Below are 22,589 nucleotides of genomic sequence, written 5' to 3'. Positions count from 1 at the left end.
CGAAGGAGAATCAGCCGTGACCGGACAACAGAACGTCCTTGGCTTCATTGATCCGCGCAGCCAGGAAGGAGCTTCCTCCGAGGTCCGGATGCAGCCGCTGCATCAGGCGCCGATGCGCCTTGCGGATATCCGCCGCGCTAGCGCCCGCTTCAAGACCAAGGACCTGGTAGGCCTCCTGCTTGCTCATGGGGCCAGAAGCTGGCGGGCGAGTTTCCCCGCCGCCGACATCCGCCTGCGCGTGATCGCGCCAGAGGGGAAGCCGGCCGTCAAGATACGTCTCAAGTAGCTGCCGGCTCTCGCCGTCGTCCGCCAGTTCGGCGAGGAGCTCGTAGAGTTCGAGTTCGCTGAGATCGCCGAGCGGCTTGCCGTCGAACCGGCCCGCCAGCACCACCCCGTCCAGTTCGCCGGTATCGTGGTCGAGTTCCATCTCCAAGGCAGCGGTCCGGACATGGGATCGCTTTCCCGGCGTCGGGCTGGCGCGGCGACGCATCCGCCCGGCGCCATACCAGGCCAGCGCGCTCGAAAGCGCCATGCCGCCAAGGCCGGCACGACCAATGAGAATGAGCCCCACGCCGACGATGCCGAGCGCAAGCGGACCGATCAGCCGCAAACTCGAGGCGATCCTCGAGGCGTCGGCGCGCAGAAGAACGAACATGAGAAACAGCGCGAGCGCGCCACCCGAAATGACGTAGATCATGATCCGCTTCTGCCGCGCATGTTCTCGATAAGCAGGCGATCCGCACCACGTCCCCTCGCCTCGAGCGCAGGATAGCCGCCTGTGGCGTAGATCGCGATCGCCGAAAGCAGCTCCGCCAGCGTCGATGCCGCGTTGCGGTCGAACCGGAACCAGGCGCCTCGCGTCAGCCGTGCGATCTCCTTGAAAGCGCGCTCGGCAGATGGATCGTGACCCTCCTGAAACAGGAATACCGGAACGCCCTTGAGCCCGAGCCGTCCGGCCTTCTCCGCCAGGTCGTCGACCTCTTCCTCCATCGCATCACCGATATAGACGAGCGCGTTGACCTTCTGCGCCTCGGTCTCGGTGAGCGCATGCGAGAGCACCTTGCCGATCTGCGTGTGTCCGCCCCGGCAGTCGATCTTCACCATCAGGTCCTTGAGCTTGCCCGTATCGGAGACGAATTTCGACGATCGGCACTCGCCAAATCCGCGGAAGTAGACGAGTTGGACTTCAAGCCTCCCCGTCTTTCCGACCGCATCGAACATCTCGGCCTGCAGCGCACAGGCGAGGTCCCAGGTCGGCTGCCGGCTCATGGTCGCGTCGAGCGCCAGGATCAGGCGGCCCTTGCTCGCGCCGGCGACACGTCCCGCGCCCAATGCGCGCGCCTGCTTCAGGAAGGATGCGACCGCATTCGGGTCGCTGCGCTGCGTCTCGGTCGGCAGCGTCGTCGGTTTGGCGGGCGTCTTTTCACTCATGTCATGAAAATGAGGTGCCGGCCCGCCCAAGGCAAGATGACGTGCGATCACAGAAGCCCGAGATCGGCGAGTTCGCGGCGGAGCTGCGCCGGCATTTCGCGCATGTCCGATCCGCCGCCGACATCGTGCGGGGCGTCGTCCGTCCGCAAATAGCGCCAGCCCTGGAAGGGCCGTCGAGGCTGCCAGACCGTCGGCGTGAGTTCATGGTCGAGCACCAGATGGCAGCGGCCGATCCCGTCGCCATCGGTGAACGGCCTGACGTCGATCAGCTTCTGTCGGCACTGCACGCCGCCCTTGATCACCCAGTAGAGCGATCCGCTGTCGAGCAGTTCCTCAACGCGCTTCGGCACCATTCGCGTCGTGTGGAAATGTTCGACCGCCTGCCCGGCAGCGCGCATCCGCGCCGCCCGCTCATCGATCCATGATTGCAGGTCCTCGATCGAGTCGCAGCCGACGCAGAGCTTGAGGATGTGAAGTGCCATGGCTCTAGATAGGCGCGGGCTTCCGGCAACTCAAAGGCACGATCGCTTGATGTCCACAGAAAGCGACCTCAGCACTCGACGACATTCACCGCGAGTCCACCAAGGCTCGTTTCCTTGTACTTGTCGTTCATGTCGAGCCCGGTCTGGCGCATGGTCTCGATCGCCGCGTCGAGCGGCACGAAATGCTTGCCGTCACCCTTGATCGCAAGCGAAGCGGCCGTCACCGCCTTCACCGCGCCCAGCGCATTTCGTTCGATGCACGGCACCTGCACGAGCCCCGCAATCGGATCGCACGTCATGCCGAGATGATGTTCGAGCGCGATCTCGGCCGCATTCTCCACCTGCTCGGGCGAGCCGCCCATGACGGCGCAAAGCCCCGCGGCCGCCATAGCCGATGCCGAGCCCACTTCGCCCTGGCAGCCGACCTCGGCACCGGAGATCGATGCATTGTGCTTGATGATCCCGCCGACCGCTGCCGCCGTCAGCAGGAAATCGCGAATACCATTCTGGTCGGCCTCCGGGTGGAAATGCAGCCAGTAGCGCATCACCGCCGGCACCACGCCCGCCGCGCCATTGGTCGGCGCCGTCACGACGCGCCCGCCTGCCGCGTTCTCCTCGTTCACGGCCATCGCGTAGACCGACAGCCAGTCGTTTGCGAGCAGCGGGTTCGGCCGGTTCTGCCGCCACTGTTCCTGCAGCGTGTCGTGGAGGTGCCGCGCGCGCCGGCGCACCTTCAGCCCGCCCGGCATGATCCCGTCCTGGCTCAAGCCCCGCTCGATGCAGCCGCGCATCGCGTCCCAGATCGCGTCGAGCCCGGCATCGAGTTCGGCGCGCGATTGCCGCGTCTCCTCGTTCGCTCGTTTCATCTCCGCGATCGACCGGCCGGAAGCTTCCGCCATGGCCAGCATCTCGCGCGCATTGCGGAACGGATGCGGCACCTCGCCCGCCTTCCCCTCCGGCCCCTTCGCCGCCAGCCGCTGCAACTCCTCCTCCGAAACCACGAACCCGCCGCCGATCGAATAGTAGATCCGTTTCAGGAGCAGCCGATCATCGGAATCGTAGGCGCTGAAAGCCATGCCGTTCGCATGCCCAGGCAGCGGCTGTTTTCGATCGAGCACGAGATCACTCGCAGGATCGAACCGGTAGCTCGGATGACCGGGCGGCGTCACGCGCTTCGCCTCGCTCACCTCGGCCACCGCCGCATCCATCCTGTCCGGGTCGACCGTCTGCGGCAACGCCCCGGTCAGTCCGAGGATCACCGCCCGGTCCGTCCCGTGCCCGACGCCGGTAAAGGCGAGCGAGCCGTGCAGGCTGACCGAAAGCCGGGACACCACCGCGCCCTGCGGCTTCGGCCAGTCGCCACTCAATATCTCGTCGAGAAACCGCCCGGCCGCCGACATCGGCCCCATCGTGTGCGAACTCGACGGGCCGATGCCGATCTTGAAGAGGTCGAAGACGGACAGGAACATCGGGTTCTCCAGGAGGTGTCGGCGCACTCTTCGCCAGCCGCGCGGACAGCGCAAGGCACTGCCCGACCTTCGCTGATCCGGTTGCGACATGGCAAAGAAAAAGGCCGCGGAACGCGTTCCGCAGCCTCTCGAATTTCAGTGCAAGCCCGCGGCCTGCTTCGCGAACTAGCGAGCGGCGATCGTCGCCACGCCTTCCGCGCCTGCACCCCCGACCAGCCAGGCCAGGAGAATGATGCCTGCAAAGCCGATCACTGCCTTGGCGGTTACGCCCCAGCAGGATTTCTGAACGCTATCGTCCATGGAATTCCCGTTATTGAGATCTTTGTTTGCCATCGCCCCCGAAAAACGCGGATCGCGTCCCCTGCTCAAGCAGGCTTCTGGGTAGACGTATTCGTGCCGCCTTGCAATGCTGAAAGAAGGCGAATTCAAGGCATGGATTTCAGGCTTCTCATTTTGTTTCGAACAATTTGAGACAAATCATCGGGTTAGCTGTAACGCGATATTTGCGAATTCGTAACGCATCAGGCGAAAGGATGACGCTCGCATGTCCGGCGAAATCGGCTAGGCTCATCGAATGATCCCCGACTCCCTCCTCCTCGATCCACTCGACCTCGTGGCGCTGGCCTACTTTCTGATTGGCTGGATCGTGTTCGCGCAGGCGACGCAGGGCCGGCTCTTTTCGCGCCCCACGCTCACCTCGCTCATGAACCGACAGCGCGAGACATGGATGCGCACCATGGCCCGGCGCGACCTGCGGATGATCGACACCGGCATCATGATGGGCCTCCAGCAGGGCACGGCTTTCTTCGCGTCCAGCTCACTGCTGGCGCTCGGCGGCTGCTTCGCGCTTCTGGGCTCGACCGATCAGGTCATCGCGGTCCTCGGCGACCTGCCGACGAACGACGACATCGCCCGCCCCGTCTTCGAGGCAAAGGTCTTCGGCCTGACGGGCATCCTCGCCTATGCCTTCTTCAAGTTCGGCTGGGCCTATCGGCTCTTCAACTATTGCTCGATCCTGATCGGCGCGGTGCCGATCGTGAAGGACGGCATCGAGGACGCCGCGACCGAGCGCGCCGTCATGCGCGCCGCGCGGATGAACCAGCTCGGCGGGAAGCACTTCAACGCCGGCCTGCGCGCGATCTTCTTCGCGCTCGGCTATCTCGGCTGGTTCATCGGTCCGTGGTTCTTCCTGGCGACCACCACCTTCACGCTCTTCGTTCTGGTGCGCCGGCAGTTCTTCTCCGCCGCCCGCGCCGCCGTCCTCGACGCCTAGGGCAGCAGCCTGTCGGTGCGCCCCGTCAGGCGATAGGCGACGAGGCCGATCCATTCGCGAATGGCGATGGCGGTATTCTGCAGGCTGTCGATCTCGTTATCCTGAGCCAGACCCGCCGTCTCGATGCCCGCCGTGCGATAATCGGCCGGCCACGGCACGACCTCGAACCCCGCCTTCTGAAACAGCAGCACCGAGCGCGGCATGTGGAAGGCAGACGTGACGAGCAGCCAAGTCTGACCCGGCCGCGGGTTCACCATGTCGCGCGAAAACCGCGCATTCTCGTCGGTGTTGCGCGAACGGTTTTCCAGCACCAGCCGGCCTTCGTCGATGCCGAGCGCGGTCAGGAGCCGCGGTGCGGTGTCCGCATCGCCCTCGCCCTCGAGCACCATCGTTCCGGTTCCGCCCGACACCACGACCGGCACCTGCGGATACCGCCGCGCCAGAACCGCCGTCTCGACGAACCGGTCGCCGCTCGAATTCAGCTCATACCCGCCACGCGCCAGATTGACCGAACCCTCGAACCCGCCGCCCAGGACGATGATCCCTTCGATGCGCTCGGGCACAGGCTCGGGCCGCGCGAAACGATCCTCCAGCGGATGCAGCATCAACGCGCCGAGCGATGTCCAGGTCGACAGCGCCACGACGAGGAAGGCGACCGAAAACGCCGCCCCGGCCAGCCGGGTCCATTGCAGGAACAGCAGAACCAGCCCGACGAAAAGCAGGATGCCCGTCAGGTTGAGAGGGTGAGCGAACAGCCAGAATATCTTGGAAAGGTAGAAGAACACCGGCCGGCGCCCTGACCTACCACCACTTCGCCGGCTCGAACCGTCCGGCCGCCTGCTCGATCACATGCGCGGTGCGGAACAGCGTCTCCTCCTCGAACGGCCGGCCGATAAGCTGCAGCCCGAGCGGAAGCCCCTTCGCATCCAGCCCCGCCGGCACCGCGATGCCCGGCAGGCCCGCCATGTTAACGGTGACGGTGAAGATGTCGTTGAGGTACATCTTCACCGGGTCGGCGGCCATGTCCTCGTCGGCGATGCCGAAGGCTGCGGAGGGCGTCGCCGGCGTCAGGATCGTGTCGATTCCGGCCGCGAAAACGTCCTCGAAATCCTTCTTGATCAGCGTGCGCACCTTCTGCGCCTGCAAATAATAGGCGTCGTAATAGCCGGCAGAGAGCACATAGGTGCCGATCATGATGCGCCGTTTCACCTCGCGGCCGAAACCGGCGGCGCGGGTCTGCTCATACATGTCGGCAATGTCCTTGCCCGGCACACGCAGCCCGTAGCGAACCCCGTCATAGCGCGCGAGATTGGACGAAGCTTCCGCCGGCGCGACGATGTAGTAGGCCGGCAGAGCGTACTTCGTGTGCGGCAGAGAGATGTCGACGATCTCCGCGCCGGCGTCCTTCAACCAGGCGATGCCCTTTTGCCAGAGCGTCTCGATCTCCTGCGGCATGCCTTCGACGCGATACTCTTTGGGAATACCGATCCGCATCCCCTTGATCGACTGGCCGATCGCGGCCTCGTAATCCGGCACCGGGATGTTGACGGAGGTGGTGTCCTTCTCGTCGACCGACGCCATGGATTTCAGCATGATCGCCGCGTCGCGCACGTCGCGGGTGATTGGCCCGGCCTGGTCGAGCGAGGAGGCAAAGGCGACGACGCCCCATCGCGAGCAGCGCCCATAGGTCGGCTTGATGCCGACCGTGCCGGTGAACGCCGCGGGCTGGCGGATCGAGCCGCCCGTGTCCGTCGCCGTCGCGCCGGCGCAAAGCCAGGCCGAGACCGCCGAAGCCGAGCCGCCTGAGGAGCCGCCGGGCACGAGGTCGAGATTGGAGTTCTGCGCCCGCCACGGGTTCTTCACGGGACCGTAATGGCTGGTCTCGTTGGACGAGCCCATGGCGAATTCGTCCATGTTCAGCTTGCCGAGCATGACCGCACCGTCCGCCCAAAGATTGGCCGTCACGGTCGATTCATAGCGCGGCTCGAAGCCGTCGAGGATATGGCTCGCCGCCTGCGTGTGGACGCCTTCGGTGCCGAAGAGGTCCTTGATGCCGAGCGGGATGCCTTCGAGGTCACCGCCTTGCCCGGCGGCCAGCTTCGCGTCCGAGCGCTTGGCCATCTCGCGCGCTTTGTCCGGCGTCACCTTCACATAGGCGTTGAGCTCGCCATTGGCGGCGTCGATCGCGCCAAGATAGGCATCCGTCAGTTCAGCCGAGGTGAATTCCTTCGCGCGCAGCTTGGCGCGCGCCTCGGCAATCGTCAGGCGGGTCAAATCGGTCATGGGGTAAGCTTCTTTTCGTAGAAACGGGAAAAGCCGGAATCGGGATAGTCGAGGACGGCGCCGCAGACCACGTAGCCGCCGCGCTCATAGACGCGCCAGGCTTCCTCGAACCCAGGCGCCTCGCCGGTTTCGAGCACCAGACGCGCGAGCCCGAGCGCGCGGGCTTCGTCCTCGACGCGAGCAAGAAGCCGCGAACCGACGCGCTGGCCGCGCACGGAAGGCAGCGTGTACATGCGCTTGACCTCGCCCAGCGTCCCATCATGCGCCTTCAGCGAAGCCATGCCGATCGCGCGGCCGGCCTCGTCGCGCGCGACGAACACGGTCACGCCCGGCGTCGCCATCTGCTCCACGGTCAACTGGAACTGAAATTCGGGCGGCGTCAGCGGCTGCATGGTGGCGTTGAGTTCCGCCACCATCTGCCGCACGTCGTCCTGCAGCGGCGTTTCCTGTGCGATCGTGACCGACATCCTATTCGATCACCTTCGGCACGAGAAAGAAGTTCTCGTCGGTCGCCGGCGCGTTGGCGACGACGTCCTCGGCCTTGCCGCCATCGGTGACGGCGTCGACACGCTTCTTCATCTCCATCGGCGTGACCGAGGTCATCGGCTCGACGCCGGAAACGTCGACTTCGCCGAGTTGTTCGACGAAGCCGAGGATTGCGTTGAGTTCGCCCGTCATCCGCTCGGCTTCCTGATCGGTGACGGCAATGCGCGCAAGATGCGCGACGCGGCAGACGGTGGCGAGATCGACGGACATGCTTGCTCCGCGGCAAAGGGCAGAAAAGAACGTGAAGCCCGCGCTATAAAGGCGCGGGCTTATGGGTGCAATATGAACTCGCCGCCGTGTCTAGATTTCGGTCGCCTCGCCGATCTTCGGAACCAGCACCTTCGCCTTCGTCCCCTTCATCCCCTCGACGAACTTATCGGCGTTCTGATCGATGATCGGAAACGTTCCGTAGTGGCAGGGAACGATGGTCTCGAAGTCGAAGAAGCGCTGACAGGCCATCGCGGCCACCGCGCCGCCCATCGTGAACCGGTCGCCGATCGGCACGAGGCCGATCTTCGGCTGGTGCAGTTCGTTGATCAGCGCCATGTCGCCGAAAATGTCGGTGTCGCCCATGTGGTAGACCGATTCACCATTGGCGAAGTGCAGGACGAGCCCGTTCGGGTTGCCGAGATAGACGTTGCCGCCACCCTCCTTGCTGAAGGACGAGGAATGGATCGCGTTGACGAAGGTCGTGGTGAACCCGCCGCAATCAACCGTGCCGCCGTGATTGCCCGGATTGACCTTGTTGGGGTCGGCGCCCTGGCTGACGAGATATTCGTAGATCTCGAAATTCGAGACCAGCATCGCGCCGGTCTTCTTGAGGATCGGCAGCGTGTCGCCGAGATGGTCGTTATGGCCATGGGTGAGCAGCACATGGGTCACGCCTTCGGCCGCTTCCTCCCAGCCCTTCCCCCATGACGAATTGCCGGTCAGGAAGGGATCGATCAGGATTTTGGCATCGCCCGCCTCGATCCTGAATGCCGAATGTCCGTACCATGTGAGTTTCATGTCCCGTCCTCTCTTTGATTGGATTGCGCGGAAGGATAGGACGGAGACAATCGAAGTCAAAGTGGTCGAACCATGAACCTCATCGATCTGGAACAATTGCTCGCCGTCTCGAACGGCAGGCCCATCGCGGGGCTCGACCTCGGCACCAAGACGATTGGCGTCGCGGTTTCGGATCGCCACCATTCCTTCGCCCACCCCCGCCCCGTCATCATGCGCACCAAGTTCACGCAGGATGCTGCAGCCCTGCTTGCGCTGCTGGAGAAGGATCAGGTGGCGGCGGTCGCGATCGGCTGGCCGATCAACATGGACGGTTCGGAAGGCCCGCGCGCGCAGGCGACCAAGGCCTTCGTGCGCAACATGGCGCGGGTGACGAAGCTGCCCTTCGTCTTTTGGGACGAGCGCCTGTCGACGGTCGCGGCCGAACGCGCGCTTCTGGAAATGGACGTATCACGCAAGAAGCGCGGCGAGCGCATCGATTCGGCCGCCGCGTCCTTCATCCTGCAGGGCGTTCTCGACCGGCTGCAGACGCTTCTGCCCGAGCCAGATGACGCTCATAGCGACGAAGCGCCCAACTCCTGATCTGCTGCCTGCGCCGGAAGGCGAAGATCGCGAAGATCAGCACCGTGTCGACGATGCACGCGCGGATGACGAGCGGCATGATCGAGGCCGGATCGACGCCCAATATCTGCCCGTAGACCTCGAAGACGTGGTCGTGCAGCAGGCGGCTCAGCATCAGATAGCCGAAATGCATGTCGTTGTAGGAAAGGAAGTACCAGCCCCAGAAGAAGCCCATCGGCAGGCCCCAGAAGATCAGGATGTATTTCATCGCCAGAAATCTCCCGGCGTGCCTGCGCCCTGCCGGGTCATGCGGTTGATCTTGGCATCCGTCGCGGCCAGCATCGCCAGAAGGCGCGCCGCGGCGCGGCTGTTGTCGTTGGCGCCGACCGGCTTGCGGGTCGCCCCGCGCTCGGCCTGCATGATCAGATGGCTGACAAGCAGCCCCGCGAACTGGAGCGCGCAAAGCTGGAGAATCGCGATGTCGCCGGCCAAAGCCGGCCCGATCGCGCCCGCCGTCGTCGCCAGAAGCCCGACCGCGACGGCAATCCGCGCAACGTCGCCCTGCCCGGCCTCTTCATTGTCGGAATCGATCAGAACGGAAACCATCGCCCAGAAGAAGGCGAGCGCGGCCATGAAATGGATCGCTGCGACCGCCCCGGTCGCGATCACGTCGCCCAGCGCAGCCGTGCCCGGCGCCGCGACGCTCCGCGCGCCCGAAAGGCAAAGCAGCGCCGCCCAGTGGAAGGCGATGATGATGGTCAAAGCGCGTGGCATGGAATCCCTTTCTTAACCATCAGGGAAACTGGACCTCGCACTGGTTACCGGCAATCGAAACCTTTTGTTAAGGTTAACGGCCGATCCGGCCGGCACGGTTTACATCGCGGACCATGGCTCTTAAGCGAGACATCTCCCGCCGCGAAAGAAATCCCCGGAAAATGCTCGCCATCTTCGAAAGCACGCTGCCGATCTTCCTGCTCGTCGTTCTCGGGATCATCCTGAAGCGGCTGCCGATCATCGACCAGAAGGTCTGGCCGGGCCTCGAACAGATCGCCTACTGGTTCCTCTATCCGGCTCTTCTCTTCATCACGATCTACAATGCCGATTTCGGCGGGTTGCGGCTCGATGCGATGCTCGTCGCTCTGGTTCTGTCCATCCTTATCATGGCAACCCTGCTCGGCCTTCTCTGGCCGGTCCTGAAACGAACGGGGCTGGTGGCGGCGACGGAATATTCGTCTGTGTTCCAGACGGCGATGCGCTGGAACGGCTTTATCGCGCTGGCTATCGCGCAGAAAATGTTTCCGCCGGCCGGCAGCGCCGTGGTCGCTCTGGTGATGGCGGTCATCATTATCCCCATCAACGTGTTCTCGGTTTTCGTCGTCACGAAATTCGCCGATTCCAGCGCGAATTGGGCCCGGATCGGGCGCACTATGGCTTTGAATCCGCTGATTCTGGCGGCATTATTCGCCATTCTGATGCGTTTTGCGCCGTTCCGGATCTACGATCCGATCAACGAGACACTTATCCTCGTCGCCAATGCGGCGCTCGGAATGGGCCTCATCACCATCGGCGCGGGACTGCGCATCGCCGACATCGCCTCGCTGCGTTTCCCGCTCTGGCTGCCGGTCTTCCTCAAGCTCGCCGTCTTCCCGATCATCCTGATTTCCTTGGCCTGGAGCCTCGGACTGGATGGCACGCAGCTCCAGTATCTGGCGCTCTGCGCCGCGGTGCCGACGGCGATGAACGGCTATCTGCTGGCCAAGCAACTGGGCGGCGATGCGGAGCTTTACGCCGCCGTCACCACCTTGCAGACCGCCCTCTCCTTCTTCTCGATCCCCGCCGTCCTGGCACTCACCGCTCAGTTGACTTCGGGGTAGAGCGAATCGACGATCATCCGCGCGTCGTAGCGCGCGCCGAGCATGCCGTAGGTCGTGCGCCACTGGCCGCCGAGGCGGGTTTCGGCGAAGGCGTCGGCGATCTGCCCGGCCCCAAGACGCTTGAGTTCGGCGGCGGCGGCGGCGAGCGCCAGTTGCTCGGTCAGGATGCGCGCCGAGCCCTCGTCTTCCACGGCGACGTCCATCGCGGCGCGAAGAACCTGCGTCGTGCCGGGGCCGCTGGCACCGAGTTCCCGCTCGATCCAGCCCAGAACCTCTTCGAACGGTCCGCGACCTCGCTTGAGGACGCGCAGGACGTCGAGCGCCATGACATTGCCCGACCCCTCCCAGATCGCATTGACCGGCACCTCGCGATAATGCCGGGCGAGCGGGGCTTCCTCGACATAGCCATTGCCGCCAAGGCATTCCATCGCTTCATAAATCAGCGCCGGCGCGATCTTGCAGGTCCAGTATTTGACGACCGGCGTCATGGCGCGGGCGAAGGCCGCTTCGGTACGGTCGTTCGCCGCCTCGTCGAAGGCGCGGGCAAGGCGCAGCGAAAGCGCGGTCGCGGCCGCGACGTCGAGCGCCATGTCGGCCAGAACCCGGCTCATCAGCGGCTGGTCGATCAGCGCGGAGCCGAAGACCTGCCGGTGGCGGGTATGATGAACCGCCTCGGCAAGTCCCGCCCGCATGATCCCGGCATTGCCGAGCGCGCAGTCGAGGCGGGTCAGCGTGACCATGTCCATGATGGTGCGCACGCCGCCGCCCGGCTCTCCCACCATCTCGCCGATCGCGCCGTCGATCTCGACCTCGGACGAGGCGTTGGAGCGGTTGCCGAGCTTGTCCTTCAGGCGCTGGAAATGAAGCCCGTTCGCCGAGCCGTCCGAAAGAATGCGCGGTACGAGGAAGCACGACAGCCCTTCCGGCGCTTGGCCGAGCACCAGAAACGCGTCGCTCATCGGCGCCGACATGAACCATTTGTGGCCGGTCAGGCGATAAAAACCGTTGCCGACGCGCTCGGCCCTGGTCGTGTTGGCGCGGACGTCCGTACCACCCTGCTTCTCGGTCATCCCCATGCCGATGGTCAGGCCGGACTTTTCGACCGGCGGCTTCGACGCCTGGTCGTATTTGCGGGTGGTCACGCGCGGGGCCCATTCGCGAAAGAGCTTCGGGCTCGCCATCAGCGCCGCGAGCGAGGCGCTGGTCATGGTGATGGGGCAAAGATGACCGCATTCGAGCCCGGCCGTCATGTAGAAGCGCGCGGCGCGAATCTGGTGGCGGTGGCCTTTTTCGGATTCGTTGTTCTCCCAGATGGACGAATGAATGCCGAGCGAGATCGAGCGGCGCATGAGCGCGTGATAGGCCGGGTGGAACTCGACCTGATCGAGCCGGCGTCCCTGCCGGTCATGCGTCCTCAATTTGGGGGCCTCGCTGTTCGCCAGCCGGGCCAGATCCAGTGCCTCGGGGTTGCGCGCGAACTTGCCAAGCAGATCGAGGTCCTTGCGCGCGACTTCGGAAAAGCCTTCGCCAAGCTGCATCAGGAGCGGGTCGGAACGCCACGCATTCGTTCCCGCGATCGGCGGGGTCTGGTTCGTCACCTCGTGGTTCACGTCTCGTCCTTCCGCATCATCTCAATTCCGCCGCTCGCGGAGCATTTGCGCGATCAAAGCATGGGCGGACCCGCGATGAAAATCCCGGGGAGGAAATTTGTCGGGGGCAACACCGGCTTGCCCCAAGGGCGGGTCTTGCCTATAGGCCGTGATCGTCATGACATCGCCAGCGACCTTTCCGCCCTACCCGCACCGCCATCTTCTCGGCATCAAGGGCCTGTCGCCGCTTGATATCGAAAACCTGCTCGACCGCGCGGAGGCCGCCGTCGCGATCTCGCGCGGGGCCGACAAGAAGCGCGCGACGTTGCGCGGGCGCACGCAGATCAATCTTTTTTTCGAGGCCTCGACGCGCACGCAAGCCTCCTTCGAACTCGCAGGCAAGCGGCTCGGCGCGGACGTGATGAACATGTCGGTCGCAAGTTCTTCGGTGAAGAAGGGCGAGACGCTGATCGACACGGCGATGACGCTCAACGCCATGCGGCCGGACATCCTGATCATCCGCCACGGTTCGGCAGGCGCGGCCGCGCTTCTGGCGCAAAAGGTCGGCTGTTCGGTCGTCAACGCCGGCGACGGCGCGCACGAACATCCGACGCAGGCGCTTCTCGACGCGCTGACGATCCGCCGCGCCAAGGGCCGCATCGCCGGATTGACCGTTGCGATCTGCGGCGACGTTCTGCACAGCCGCGTCGCGCGGTCCAACATCGTCCTCCTCAACGCGCTGGGCGCGCGCGTGAAGGTCGCCGCGCCATCGACGCTCCTGCCGTCGGGCATCGGCCAGATGGGCGTCGAAACCTTCTCGCGGCTCGAGGATGCGGTCGCGGACGCCGATGTAGTCATGATGCTGCGGCTCCAGCGCGAGCGCATGGCCGGCGCGTTCGTGCCGTCGGTGCGCGAGTATTTCCGCTTTCACGGTCTCGACGCCGCCAAGCTGTCGAGGGCCAAGCCCGAGGCGCTCGTGATGCATCCCGGTCCGATGAACCGCGGCGTCGAGATCGCATCGGCCATCGCCGACGGTCCTCAAAGCGTGATCCAGGAGCAGGTGGAGATGGGCGTCGCGGTTCGCATGGCCGTCATGGAAGCGTTGCTCGAGGGGGCGCCATCATGAAGCCAGTTGTTCTGAAAGGCGGCCGCATTGTCGATCCGTCGCGCGGACTGGACGAAGTTGGCACTGTCGTTGTCGTCGATGGACGAATCGCGGAAGCCGGCGCATCGGCGCTGAACCAGGGCACGCCCGATGGCGCCGAGATCGTCGACTGCACCGGGCTGACCATCATGCCGGGACTGGTCGACACCTCCGTCCATATCGGCGAGCCCGGCGCGGAACATCGCGAGACGATCGCATCGGCGAGCGCTGCGGCAGCGGCCGGCGGCGTCACGACGCTGACCATGATGCCCGACACCGACCCGGTGATCGACGACGTCGCCCTCGTCGAATTCGTACGGCGAACGGCACGCGACACAGCCATCGTCAACGTCATCCCGACCGGCGCGATCACCAAGGGCCTTCTCGGCGAGGAGATGACCGAGATCGGCCTCCTGTCGCAGGCCGGCGCGGCGTTCTTCACCGAAGGCCGCAGGACGATCTCGAGCTCGCTCGTGATGCGGCGCGCGCTGACCTATGCGCGCGATTTCGGCGCGGTCATCGCGCACCGGACGCAGGATCGCGATCTCGCGTCGCAGGGGGTGATGAACGAGGGCCTGTTCGCAAGCTGGCTCGGCCTGCCCGGTATTCCGCGCGAGGCCGAACTGATCCCGCTCGAACGCGACCTGCTTCTGGCTAGACTGACGAGAGGCGCCTACCACGCCGCCAAGATATCCGCCGCAATGTCGGCCGATGCCATTCGCCGCGCCAAGGCGGACGGGGCGAACGTGACTGCCGGCGTCTCGATCAACAATCTGGCGCTGAACGAGAACGACATCGGCGAGTATCGCACCTTCTTCAGGCTGGCGCCGCCCTTGCGGGCGGAAGACGACCGCCTGGCGATGATCGAGGCATTGCGCGCCGGAACGATCGACATCGTCACCTCCGGGCACGACCCGCAGGACGTCGACACCAAGCGCCTGCCGTTCGCAGAGGCTGCGAGCGGGGCGATCGGTCTGGAAACGCTTCTGGCCGTCGCGCTTCGCCTTCACCACAATGGGGATGTCGGACTGATGCGGCTCATCGAGGCGCTTTCCACGAGCCCGGCAAAGCGCTTCGGGCTGGACGCGGGCACGCTCAAGCCGGGCGCTTCTGCGGACATCGCAATCGTCGATCTCGACGCGCCCTGGGTCGTCAGCGAGGCCGATATCGTTTCGCTGTCGAAGAACACGTCCTTCGAAGGCGCGAGATTGCAGGGCCGCGTGATGCGCACGCTGGTTGCAGGCCGCACGGTCTTCGCGCAACAATGACCACCGACATCGCATCGACGAAGGGCGGACAATGATTCTGCTGGCAGTGCTCGGCTTCGGCTATCTCCTCGGCTCGATCCCTTTCGGACTGCTGCTGACACGGATGGCCGGCCTCGGCGACGTGCGCGCGATCGGGTCGGGAAATATCGGCGCGACCAATGTCCTGCGCACCGGCAACAAGAAACTCGCCGCGGCGACGCTGCTGCTGGACGCGCTGAAGGGCACCGTGGCCGTCGTTCTGGCTGAGCAATATGGCATCGGCCTCGGCATCCTTGCCGGGTTCGGTGCTTTCATCGGGCATCTGTTTCCGGTCTGGCTCGGCTTCAAGGGCGGCAAGGGCGTGGCGACTTATCTGGGCATCCTGCTCGCGATCTCCGGCATCGCGTCTCTCGTTTTTGCCATCATCTGGATCGCGACCGCCTTCCTGACGCGCTATTCCTCGCTCGCCGCTCTGATCGCCTGCGTGGCGGTGCCGATCACGCTCCTGCTGCTCGGCTTCGGCGACGCCTCGATCGCCTTTTCGCTGATGAGCCTGATCGTGTTCTGGAAACACCGCGAGAACATCAGGCGCCTGATGGCCGGCACCGAGAGCCGGATCGGCGCCAAGGGATGAACGCACCAGCCTCCGCACCGCTGAAACTCAACGATGCGCAAAGGCTGAACTGGCTGCGGCTCCTGCGCTCCGACAATGTGGGCCCGGCAACCTTTCGCGACCTGATCAACCGCTTCGGCTCGGCAAGTGCGGCCCTCGACGCGCTGCCCGACCTTGCCACGCGCGGCGGCGGGCGCAAGATCCGCATTGCGACGACGGCACAGGCGCAGACCGAAATGGAACAGGTCGCGCGTTTCGGCGGGCGGATCGCGGTGATCGGAGAGGCGGACTATCCGCCGATGCTGCGCCACATGGACGTGCCACCGCCGCTGGTCACGGTGATGGGGCGCAGCGACGTGTTCGCCGCACCGGCCGTCTCGATCGTCGGTGCGCGCAATGCGTCGGCGTCTGGAGCCAGGATGGCGCGCCAACTGGCTGGCGAACTCGGCGCGGCCGGCTTCACGATCGTCTCGGGCCTGGCGCGCGGCATCGACGCCGCGGCGCATTGGGCGAGCCTCGAGACCGGCACCGTGGCGGTGCTCGCCGGCGGGCTCGACAAGCCCTACCCGCCGGAAAACCTGGAACTCGTCGGCCGCATCGCCCGCTCGGGCGCGGTGATCACCGAAATGCCGTTCGGCTGGGAGCCGCGCGCCCGCGACTTTCCGCGCCGCAACCGGCTGATCGCCGGGCTCGGGCTTGGGCTTGTCGTCGTCGAGGCTGCGCAGCGTTCCGGTTCGCTGATCACCGCGCGGCTGGCCGGCGAACTCGGCCGGATCGTCTTTGCCGTTCCTGGCTCGCCGCTCGATCCGCGCGCGGCGGGATCGAACGGGCTGCTGAAGGACGGCGCGATTCTGACGCTGGGCAGCGACGACGTGCTGGAGCATCTACGCCCGATGATCGGTCGCGCGCCGGCCCCGGCGCTGAGAGAACCGGACGCCGCACCGCTCGAACCAGCCTTCGACGAATTGCCTTCAGAGCCGGAACGGGACGAACGCACCCGTCTCGTCGAGGCGCTGAGCCCTAGCCCGACCGCCGTCGACGATATCGTTCGACACACCGACCTGCCGGCGCGAACGGTTCGGACGCTGCTTCTCGAACTCGACCTTGCCGGCCGGCTCGAGCGCCATTCAGGCGGCGCTGTCTCGCTGGTTTCGCCGGATGCTTGAGGGACGCGCACCGCGCAAAATGTCGTTGGCTTCGGTCGAGGCCATCTCGATCAGATAGACGAGCATCTCATGGTCCTCATCCGCGGCCATCCGGCGCAACTGGACCAGCATGGAATGGACATATTCCAGCCTGTTCGTCTTCGCAGTGAGTGCCTCCCGCATCAGGGCTCCCTTCGGCTCCGACCTTGACCGCAGAACGGGTCATTTCCGCCGGCTGCGAACTTGCCTGCACGGCAACCGGTAGTCATATTAGAATGTACGCTATCACCATCAATTGCAATCGAAATTCATTGCAACTTTAACGTGCATCACATCGGGTGCGACGGTCGGCAGAAGCGTTTTCCCTTGACCGGACGACGCTGCGCCGCCATGTCACGCTCCGAGAACGAAAAGACAAATAAGGGCCGCACGCATCGTGGAGGCCCGGGGATCGTGCGGAAAATATGGACGTCGTCGTCGTCGAATCGCCTGCCAAGGCCAAGACAATCAACAAATATCTGGGCTCGCGCTACACGGTGCTGGCATCCTTCGGCCATGTCCGCGACCTGCCGGCCAAGGACGGCTCGGTGCGGCCCGACGAAGATTTCGCCATGTCATGGGAAGTGGATTCGCCGTCGTCCAAGCGGCTGGGCGACATCGCCAAGGCCATGAAGGATGCCGATAGCCTGATCCTGGCGACCGATCCGGATCGCGAGGGCGAGGCGATTTCCTGGCACGTTCTGGAAGTGCTGAACCAGAAGAAGGTCATCAAGGGCAAGCCGGTCAAGCGCGTCGTCTTCAATGCGATCACCAAGGCCTCGGTCACCGAGGCGATGGCCAACCCGCGCGAGATCGACGGGCCGCTGGTCGACGCCTATCTGGCGCGCCGGGCGCTCGACTATCTCGTCGGCTTCACGCTGTCGCCGGTTCTGTGGCGCAAATTGCCGGGCGCCCGCTCGGCAGGTCGCGTCCAGTCGGTGGCGCTGCGGCTGATCTGCGACCGCGAATCCGAGATCGAACGCTTCGTGCGCGAGGAATACTGGCAGGTCGCCGCCCTGCTCGACACGGTGCGCAAGGATCGCTTCGAGGCCCGGCTGACCGCGTATGCCGGCAAGAAGCTCGCCAAGCTCGACATCGCCAACAAGGCGCAGGCCGACGAGATCAAGGCGATGCTCGACGGCGCGACCTTCACGGCGGCCTCGGTCGAGGCGAAGCCGACGAAGCGCAACCCGGCCCCGCCCTTTACCACCTCGACGCTGCAGCAGGCGGCGTCCTCGCGGCTCGGCTTCTCGGCCTCGCGCACCATGCAGGTCGCGCAGCGGCTCTATGAGGGCGTCGAGATCGGCGGCGAGACGACCGGCCTCATCACCTATATGCGAACCGACGGCGTCCAGATGGCGCCCGAGGCGATCGCTGCGGCGCGCGAGCAGATCGGCAACGGCTTCGGCGAGCGCTACCTGCCGGAAAAGCCGCGCTACTATTCGACCAAGGCCAAGAATGCGCAGGAAGCGCACGAGGCGGTGCGCCCGACCGAATTCTGGCGCACGCCGGACCAGGTGCGCAAATATCTCGATGCCGACCAGGCGCGGCTCTACGAGATGATCTGGAAGCGCGCGATCGCCAGCCAGATGGTGCCGGCCGAGATCGAGCGCACGACGGTCGAGATCGAAGCTGCCAACGGGGCCAAGACCGCCAATCTGCGCGCGGTCGGCTCGGTGGTCCGCTTCGACGGCTTCATCGCCGCCTATACCGAGCAGAAGGACGAGGACGCGACTGACGCGGACGACGAGGACAAGCGCCTGCCCGAGATCCGGCAGGGCGAGGCCATTGCCCGCCACCAGATCAACGCCACCCAGCATTCGACCGAACCGCCGCCGCGCTATTCGGAAGCCTCGCTGATCAAGCGGATGGAAGAGCTTGGCATCGGCCGGCCGTCGACCTACGCGGCGACGCTGAAGACGCTGGAGGATCGCGACTACGTCACCAACGAGAAGCGCAAGCTGGTGCCGCAGGCCAAGGGCCGGCTGGTCACCTCGTTCCTCGAAAGCTTCTTCGACCGCTATGTGGAGTACGACTTCACCGCAGCGCTGGAGGAAAAGCTCGACCAGATCTCGGACGGCAAGCTGGCTTGGAAGGACGTGCTGCGCGACTTCTGGAAGGAATTTTCCGGCCATGTCGACAGCATCAAGGAACTGCGCGTTACCGACGTTCTCGATGCGCTCAACGTCGAACTGGCGCCGCTCGCCTTCCCGCCACGCGAAGACGGCAGCGACCCGCGCGTCTGCCCGAAATGCGGATCGGGGCAGTTGTCATTGAAGCTCGGCAAGTTCGGCGCTTTCGTTGGCTGCTCGAACTATCCCGAATGCGGCTTTACCCGCCAGCTCGACGGACCGGGTGCAAACGGCGACGGCACGGCGGTCGAGGGCGACAAGGAACTGGGCAAGGACCCCTATACGGGCGAGGAAATCACGCTGAAGAGCGGCCGCTTCGGCCCCTATGTCCAGCGCGGCGAAGGCAAGGAAGCCAAGCGTTCCAGTCTTCCGAAGGGCTGGACGCCGGATTCGATCGACCATGAAAAAGCGCTGGCGCTCCTGTCGCTGCCGCGCGATGTCGGCAAGCATCCCGAAAGCGGCAAGATGATCTCGGCCGGGCTCGGACGCTACGGGCCGTTCGTGCTGCATGACGGAAGCTACGCCAATCTGGAGACGATCGAGGACGTGTTCTCGATCGGCATCAACCGCGCCGTCACGGTGATCGCCGAGAAGAAGTCGAAATTCGCCAACGGCCGCGAGCGCGGCGCGGCGACGGCACTGAAGGAACTGGGCGAGCATCCGGACGGCGGCGGCAAGATCACCGTGCGTGACGGGCGCTACGGCCCCTATGTGAACTGGGGCAAGGTCAACGCGACGCTGCCCAAGGGCAAGGCGCCCGAAAGCGTGACCGTCGAGGAAGCTCTGGTTCTGATCGCCGAGCGCGCGGCCAAGAGCGGCGCAAAGGTGCCGAAGAAGAAGGCAGCGCCGAAAGCCAAGGCGAAGGCCGCGAAAGCGGACGGCGAGGCCAAGACGGCCGCGAAGAAGTCCGCGGCGAAGAAGGCTGCAGCAAAGAAGCCTGCCGCAAAGAAGGCGCCTGCAAAGGCGAAGGAGTAGCCCTTGGCGCGAAAGATTTCCGGGCGAAAGTCTGCCGCCCCAGTGAAGCGGGCTGGGTCGACATCGTCCGACAGCTTTCGCCCGAGCCGCGACGAAATCCTCGCCTATATCGCCGAGAATCCGGACCTGTCCGGCAAGCGCGAACTCGCCAAGGCGTTCCGTCTCAAGGGCGACGATCGCATCTGGCTGAAGGACATGCTGCGCGACATGCAGGACGAGGGCCTGCTGCAAAAGCGCGACAAGAAGCTGAAGCGCCCCGGCGACCTGCCGCACATGGTGGTGCTGGACGTCGTCAGCCGCGACGCGGACGGGCTGCTGATCGCGCGACCGGCCGAATGGCCCGCCGATCTCGGTGCCGCGCCGCTGGTCGCGATCCGCACGCAGCGGCAGGGGCGCGGGCCCGCGCCGGGAATCGGCGACCGCGTGCTGGCCAAGACGTTTCCGAACGAGGAAAAGGGCGGCCCGACCTACACGGCGCGCGTCGTCAAGATTTTCGACAAGCAGCGCGACGCAGTGCTGGGCGTGCTGCGGCACCTGGCCGACGGCGGCTTCCGCATGGAACCGGTCGAGCGCCGCCAGCCCGAACTCATCATCGACGAGGACGATCTGAATGGAGCCAAGCCGGGCGACCTGATCGAGGTCGCGCCGCTGCGCCATGCTCGCTACGGCCTGCCCAAGGGCAAGGTGGTTGAGGTTGTCGGCTCGCTGACGAGCGAGAAGGCGGTCTCGATGATCGCCATCCACAGCCACGACATCCCGCATGTCTTTCCGAACGCAGTCATTGCCGAGGCCGAAGCCTGCCGGCCGGCGACGCTCGATGGTTCCAGTCATGGGCGGGAGGACTGGCGCGACCTGCCGCTGATCACCATCGACCCGGCCGACGCCAAGGACCATGACGACGCGGTCCATGCCGCGCCGGACGAGGACGAGGCGAACCCCGGCGGCATTGTCGCCACGGTCGCCATCGCCGATGTCGCGGCCTATGTGCGCCCCGGAACCGAACTCGACCAGGAAGCGCTGAAGCGCGGCAATTCGTGCTATTTCCCCGACCGGGTCGTGCCGATGCTGCCCGAGCGCATCTCGAACGACCTCTGCTCGCTGCGCGAGAACGAGGACCGCCCTGCCCTTGCTGTGCGGATGGTCTTCAGCGCCGAAGGGCGCAAGATGCGGCATTCGTTTCATCGCGTGATGATGCGCAGCCACGTCAAGCTGTCCTACAATCAGGCGCAGGCGGCGATCGATGGTGCGGCCGACGAGAAGGCGGCACCGTTTCTCGACCATGTGCTGAAGCCGCTCTGGGACGGCTATCGCGTGCTGAAACGCGGGCGCGAGAGCCGTCAGCCGCTCGATCTCGATCTGCCGGAGCGCAAGATCCTCCTGAAGGAGGATGGCACGGTCGACCGCGTGGTCGTGCCCGACCGGCTTGATGCGCACAAGCTGATCGAAGAATTTATGATCCAGGCGAACGTCGCCGCCGCCGAGACGCTGGAGGCCAAGCGCCAGCCGCTGATCTACCGCATCCATGACGAGCCCTCGATGGCGAAGCAGGAATCGCTGCGCGAATTCCTGACGACGGTCGGCCTGTCGCTGGCGCGCGGCGCCAATCTGCGCCCCTCGCAGTTCAATGGCATACTGAAAGCCGTCGAAGGCAGCGAGCATGACGAACTGGTCAACCAGGTCGTGCTGCGCAGCCAGAGCCAGGCGATCTATTCCAAGGACAATGCTGGCCATTTCGGCCTGAACCTGAAACGCTATGCGCATTTCACGTCGCCGATCCGGCGCTATGCCGACCTGATCGTCCATCGCGCGCTGATCTCAGCATTGGGGCTTGGCAAGGACGGGATGACCAAGGCCGAGGAAGGCCGGCTCGAAGAAATCTCAGCCCTGATCTCGGCGACGGAGCGCCGCGCGATGGCGGCCGAGCGCGACACGGTCGATCGGCTCATCGCCGCGCATCTGGCGACGCGGATCGATGAAACCTTCACCGGCCGCATCTCGGGGGTCACCAAGGCAGGGCTTTTCGTTCAACTGCCGCAATTTGGCGCAGACGGCTTCGTGCCGGTGTCAACGCTGGGCGACGACTACTATATCTACGACGAAGCGGCCCATGCGATGGTCGGCGAACGGAGCCGGAAGGGCTTTCGGCTTGCCGATACGGTCGAGGTGAAGCTGGTCGAGATTGCGCCGATGGCCGGAAGCCTGCGGTTCGAGATGATGAGCGATCCGGAGCCCGTCTCGGGATCGCGCGCCTCGCTTCACAAGGCCAAGGGCCGCAGGCGCGCAGACCAGTCGCGCCGGCCGGGCGGGCGTGGATCGACGAGGAGCAGGCGATGAGCGAAATTCATTATGGCGGTGACGCCGCACGCGAAGACAGGTCGCTCATCCGCTCGATGTGGCGCGGCTTTAAGTGCCGCTGCCCCAATTGCGGTGACGGAAGGTTGTTCGATCGCTTCCTGAAGGTGACGCCGCAATGCGCGAAATGCGGTGAGGAATTTCACCACCATCGCGCCGACGACCTGCCGGCCTATCTGGTGATCTTCATCGTCGGCCACATCGTCGTCGGCGGCTTCATGGGCGTGGAGATGACCAGCGGTCTCGGCCTCTGGCAGCATCTTGCGATCTGGGTGCCTCTAACGATCATCGGCTCGATCGTGCTTCTCCAGCCGGTGAAGGGCGCCGTCGTGGGGTTGCAATGGGCGCTGCACATGCACGGTTTCGGCGGTGAGGAAGACCGGCTCGACCACCACCCGGAACTCTGATCGAACCGTCGCTGAGGGAGTG

General features: G+C 65.1%; 24 protein-coding genes. 10 read left to right on the top strand and 14 right to left on the bottom strand.

Annotated features, from left to right (window positions below; translation table 11 throughout):
• Positions 1-10: 10 nt before the first annotated feature.
• The 5 genes from ALII_RS0101225 to ALII_RS23215 all read right to left on the bottom strand — a co-directional run bounded on the left by ALII_RS0101225 (position 11) and on the right by ALII_RS23215 (position 3,682).
• A complete protein-coding gene (locus tag ALII_RS0101225; RefSeq protein WP_024585520.1) occupies positions 11-697 on the bottom strand; it encodes a DnaJ domain-containing protein in 687 nt (228 codons plus the stop codon).
• Positions 694-1,431, bottom strand: a complete 738-nt coding sequence (locus tag ALII_RS0101220) for a hypothetical protein (protein ID WP_024585519.1) — start codon at positions 1,429-1,431, stop codon at positions 694-696. The genes ALII_RS0101225 and ALII_RS0101220 overlap by 4 nt, the downstream gene beginning before the upstream one ends.
• Positions 1,432-1,478: 47 nt before the next feature.
• Positions 1,479-1,913, bottom strand: a complete 435-nt coding sequence (locus ALII_RS0101215) for a DUF1489 family protein (RefSeq protein ID WP_024585518.1) — start codon at positions 1,911-1,913, stop codon at positions 1,479-1,481.
• A 68-nt stretch (positions 1,914-1,981) separates the two neighbouring features.
• Complete coding sequence (locus tag ALII_RS0101210; RefSeq protein WP_024585517.1) at positions 1,982-3,382, bottom strand: L-serine ammonia-lyase; 1,401 nt, start codon at positions 3,380-3,382, stop codon at positions 1,982-1,984.
• A gap of 165 nt (positions 3,383-3,547) precedes the next feature.
• Positions 3,548-3,682 carry a hypothetical protein gene (locus tag ALII_RS23215; protein ID WP_280113748.1) on the bottom strand — a complete coding sequence of 45 codons (135 nt, stop codon included), beginning with the start codon at positions 3,680-3,682 and terminating at the stop codon, positions 3,548-3,550.
• 274 nt (positions 3,683-3,956) lie between these two features.
• Between ALII_RS23215 and ALII_RS0101195 the strand changes: the two genes are divergently transcribed.
• Positions 3,957-4,655 (top strand): DUF599 family protein, encoded by a 699-nt coding sequence (locus ALII_RS0101195; protein ID WP_152529495.1) that lies wholly within the window; start codon positions 3,957-3,959, stop codon positions 4,653-4,655.
• Here the strand turns inward: ALII_RS0101195 and ALII_RS0101190 are convergent.
• The 5 genes from ALII_RS0101190 to ALII_RS0101170 all read right to left on the bottom strand — a co-directional run bounded on the left by ALII_RS0101190 (position 4,652) and on the right by ALII_RS0101170 (position 8,492).
• Positions 4,652-5,440 (bottom strand): YdcF family protein, encoded by a 789-nt coding sequence (locus ALII_RS0101190; protein WP_024585515.1) that lies wholly within the window; start codon positions 5,438-5,440, stop codon positions 4,652-4,654. The two genes, ALII_RS0101195 and ALII_RS0101190, sit on opposite strands and share 4 nt — an antisense overlap.
• A 16-nt stretch (positions 5,441-5,456) precedes the next feature.
• A complete protein-coding gene (gatA, locus tag ALII_RS0101185) occupies positions 5,457-6,938 on the bottom strand; it encodes an Asp-tRNA(Asn)/Glu-tRNA(Gln) amidotransferase subunit GatA (RefSeq protein ID WP_024585514.1) in 1,482 nt (493 codons plus the stop codon).
• Positions 6,935-7,405: a GNAT family N-acetyltransferase gene (locus ALII_RS0101180; protein WP_024585513.1), complete on the bottom strand. Its 471-nt coding sequence runs from the start codon at positions 7,403-7,405 to the stop codon at positions 6,935-6,937. The genes gatA and ALII_RS0101180 overlap by 4 nt, the downstream gene beginning before the upstream one ends.
• Before the next feature lies 1 nt (position 7,406).
• Positions 7,407-7,694: an Asp-tRNA(Asn)/Glu-tRNA(Gln) amidotransferase subunit GatC gene (gatC, locus tag ALII_RS0101175; protein ID WP_024585512.1), complete on the bottom strand. Its 288-nt coding sequence runs from the start codon at positions 7,692-7,694 to the stop codon at positions 7,407-7,409.
• A gap of 90 nt (positions 7,695-7,784) precedes the next feature.
• Positions 7,785-8,492 carry a metal-dependent hydrolase gene (locus ALII_RS0101170; protein ID WP_024585511.1) on the bottom strand — a complete coding sequence of 236 codons (708 nt, stop codon included), beginning with the start codon at positions 8,490-8,492 and terminating at the stop codon, positions 7,785-7,787.
• 72 nt (positions 8,493-8,564) lie between these two features.
• Between ALII_RS0101170 and ruvX the strand changes: the two genes are divergently transcribed.
• Positions 8,565-9,071, top strand: a complete 507-nt coding sequence (gene ruvX, locus ALII_RS0101165; protein WP_024585510.1) for a Holliday junction resolvase RuvX — start codon at positions 8,565-8,567, stop codon at positions 9,069-9,071.
• Here ruvX and ALII_RS0101160 read toward each other — a convergent pair.
• Complete coding sequence (locus tag ALII_RS0101160; protein WP_024585509.1) at positions 8,986-9,318, bottom strand: DUF6105 family protein; 333 nt, start codon at positions 9,316-9,318, stop codon at positions 8,986-8,988. The genes ruvX and ALII_RS0101160 overlap by 86 nt on opposite strands.
• On the bottom strand, positions 9,315-9,824 hold the full coding sequence (locus ALII_RS0101155; protein WP_152529494.1) for a hypothetical protein: 510 nt from the start codon (positions 9,822-9,824) through the stop codon (positions 9,315-9,317). Before ALII_RS0101155 ends, ALII_RS0101160 begins: the two co-directional genes overlap by 4 nt.
• 161 nt (positions 9,825-9,985) lie before the next feature.
• Between ALII_RS0101155 and ALII_RS0101150 the strand changes: the two genes are divergently transcribed.
• Positions 9,986-10,924 (top strand): AEC family transporter, encoded by a 939-nt coding sequence (locus tag ALII_RS0101150; RefSeq protein WP_024585507.1) that lies wholly within the window; start codon positions 9,986-9,988, stop codon positions 10,922-10,924.
• Here the strand turns inward: ALII_RS0101150 and ALII_RS0101145 are convergent.
• Complete coding sequence (locus ALII_RS0101145; protein WP_024585506.1) at positions 10,906-12,534, bottom strand: acyl-CoA dehydrogenase family protein; 1,629 nt, start codon at positions 12,532-12,534, stop codon at positions 10,906-10,908. The two genes, ALII_RS0101150 and ALII_RS0101145, sit on opposite strands and share 19 nt — an antisense overlap.
• Positions 12,535-12,691: 157 nt before the next feature.
• On the opposite strand from ALII_RS0101145, the gene ALII_RS0101140 reads away from it, so the two are divergent.
• Genes ALII_RS0101140 through dprA form a run of 4 tightly spaced genes read left to right on the top strand, consistent with a single transcriptional unit; the run spans position 12,692 to position 16,683 of the window.
• Positions 12,692-13,639 (top strand): aspartate carbamoyltransferase catalytic subunit, encoded by a 948-nt coding sequence (locus tag ALII_RS0101140; protein WP_024585505.1) that lies wholly within the window; start codon positions 12,692-12,694, stop codon positions 13,637-13,639.
• Positions 13,636-14,925, top strand: a complete 1,290-nt coding sequence (locus ALII_RS0101135) for a dihydroorotase (RefSeq protein ID WP_024585504.1) — start codon at positions 13,636-13,638, stop codon at positions 14,923-14,925. The genes ALII_RS0101140 and ALII_RS0101135 overlap by 4 nt, the downstream gene beginning before the upstream one ends.
• Before the next feature lie 31 nt (positions 14,926-14,956).
• Entirely contained in the window at positions 14,957-15,538 is a 582-nt protein-coding gene (gene plsY, locus ALII_RS0101130; RefSeq protein WP_029660066.1) for a glycerol-3-phosphate 1-O-acyltransferase PlsY, read from the top strand.
• Positions 15,535-16,683, top strand: coding sequence for a DNA-processing protein DprA (dprA, locus tag ALII_RS0101125; protein ID WP_024585502.1), 1,149 nt, complete (start codon positions 15,535-15,537; stop codon positions 16,681-16,683). Before plsY ends, dprA begins: the two co-directional genes overlap by 4 nt.
• Here the strand turns inward: dprA and ALII_RS0101120 are convergent.
• A complete protein-coding gene (locus ALII_RS0101120; protein ID WP_024585501.1) occupies positions 16,645-16,845 on the bottom strand; it encodes a hypothetical protein in 201 nt (66 codons plus the stop codon). The two genes, dprA and ALII_RS0101120, sit on opposite strands and share 39 nt — an antisense overlap.
• Positions 16,846-17,126: 281 nt before the next feature.
• On the opposite strand from ALII_RS0101120, the gene topA reads away from it, so the two are divergent.
• Genes topA through ALII_RS0101105 form a run of 3 tightly spaced genes read left to right on the top strand, consistent with a single transcriptional unit; the run spans position 17,127 to position 22,567 of the window.
• Positions 17,127-19,808 (top strand): type I DNA topoisomerase, encoded by a 2,682-nt coding sequence (gene topA / locus ALII_RS0101115; protein WP_024585500.1) that lies wholly within the window; start codon positions 17,127-17,129, stop codon positions 19,806-19,808.
• 15 nt (positions 19,809-19,823) lie between these two features.
• Positions 19,824-22,142 carry a ribonuclease R gene (gene rnr / locus ALII_RS0101110; RefSeq protein WP_244437257.1) on the top strand — a complete coding sequence of 773 codons (2,319 nt, stop codon included), beginning with the start codon at positions 19,824-19,826 and terminating at the stop codon, positions 22,140-22,142.
• Positions 22,139-22,567 (top strand): DUF983 domain-containing protein, encoded by a 429-nt coding sequence (locus ALII_RS0101105; RefSeq protein ID WP_029660065.1) that lies wholly within the window; start codon positions 22,139-22,141, stop codon positions 22,565-22,567. The genes rnr and ALII_RS0101105 overlap by 4 nt, the downstream gene beginning before the upstream one ends.
• Positions 22,568-22,589: the final 22 nt, after the last annotated feature.

This window comes from Aliihoeflea sp. 2WW, from assembly GCF_000497755.1.
Lineage (GTDB): Bacteria > Pseudomonadota > Alphaproteobacteria > Rhizobiales > Rhizobiaceae > Aliihoeflea.
This window is presented reverse-complemented; position numbering and strand designations above follow the sequence as displayed.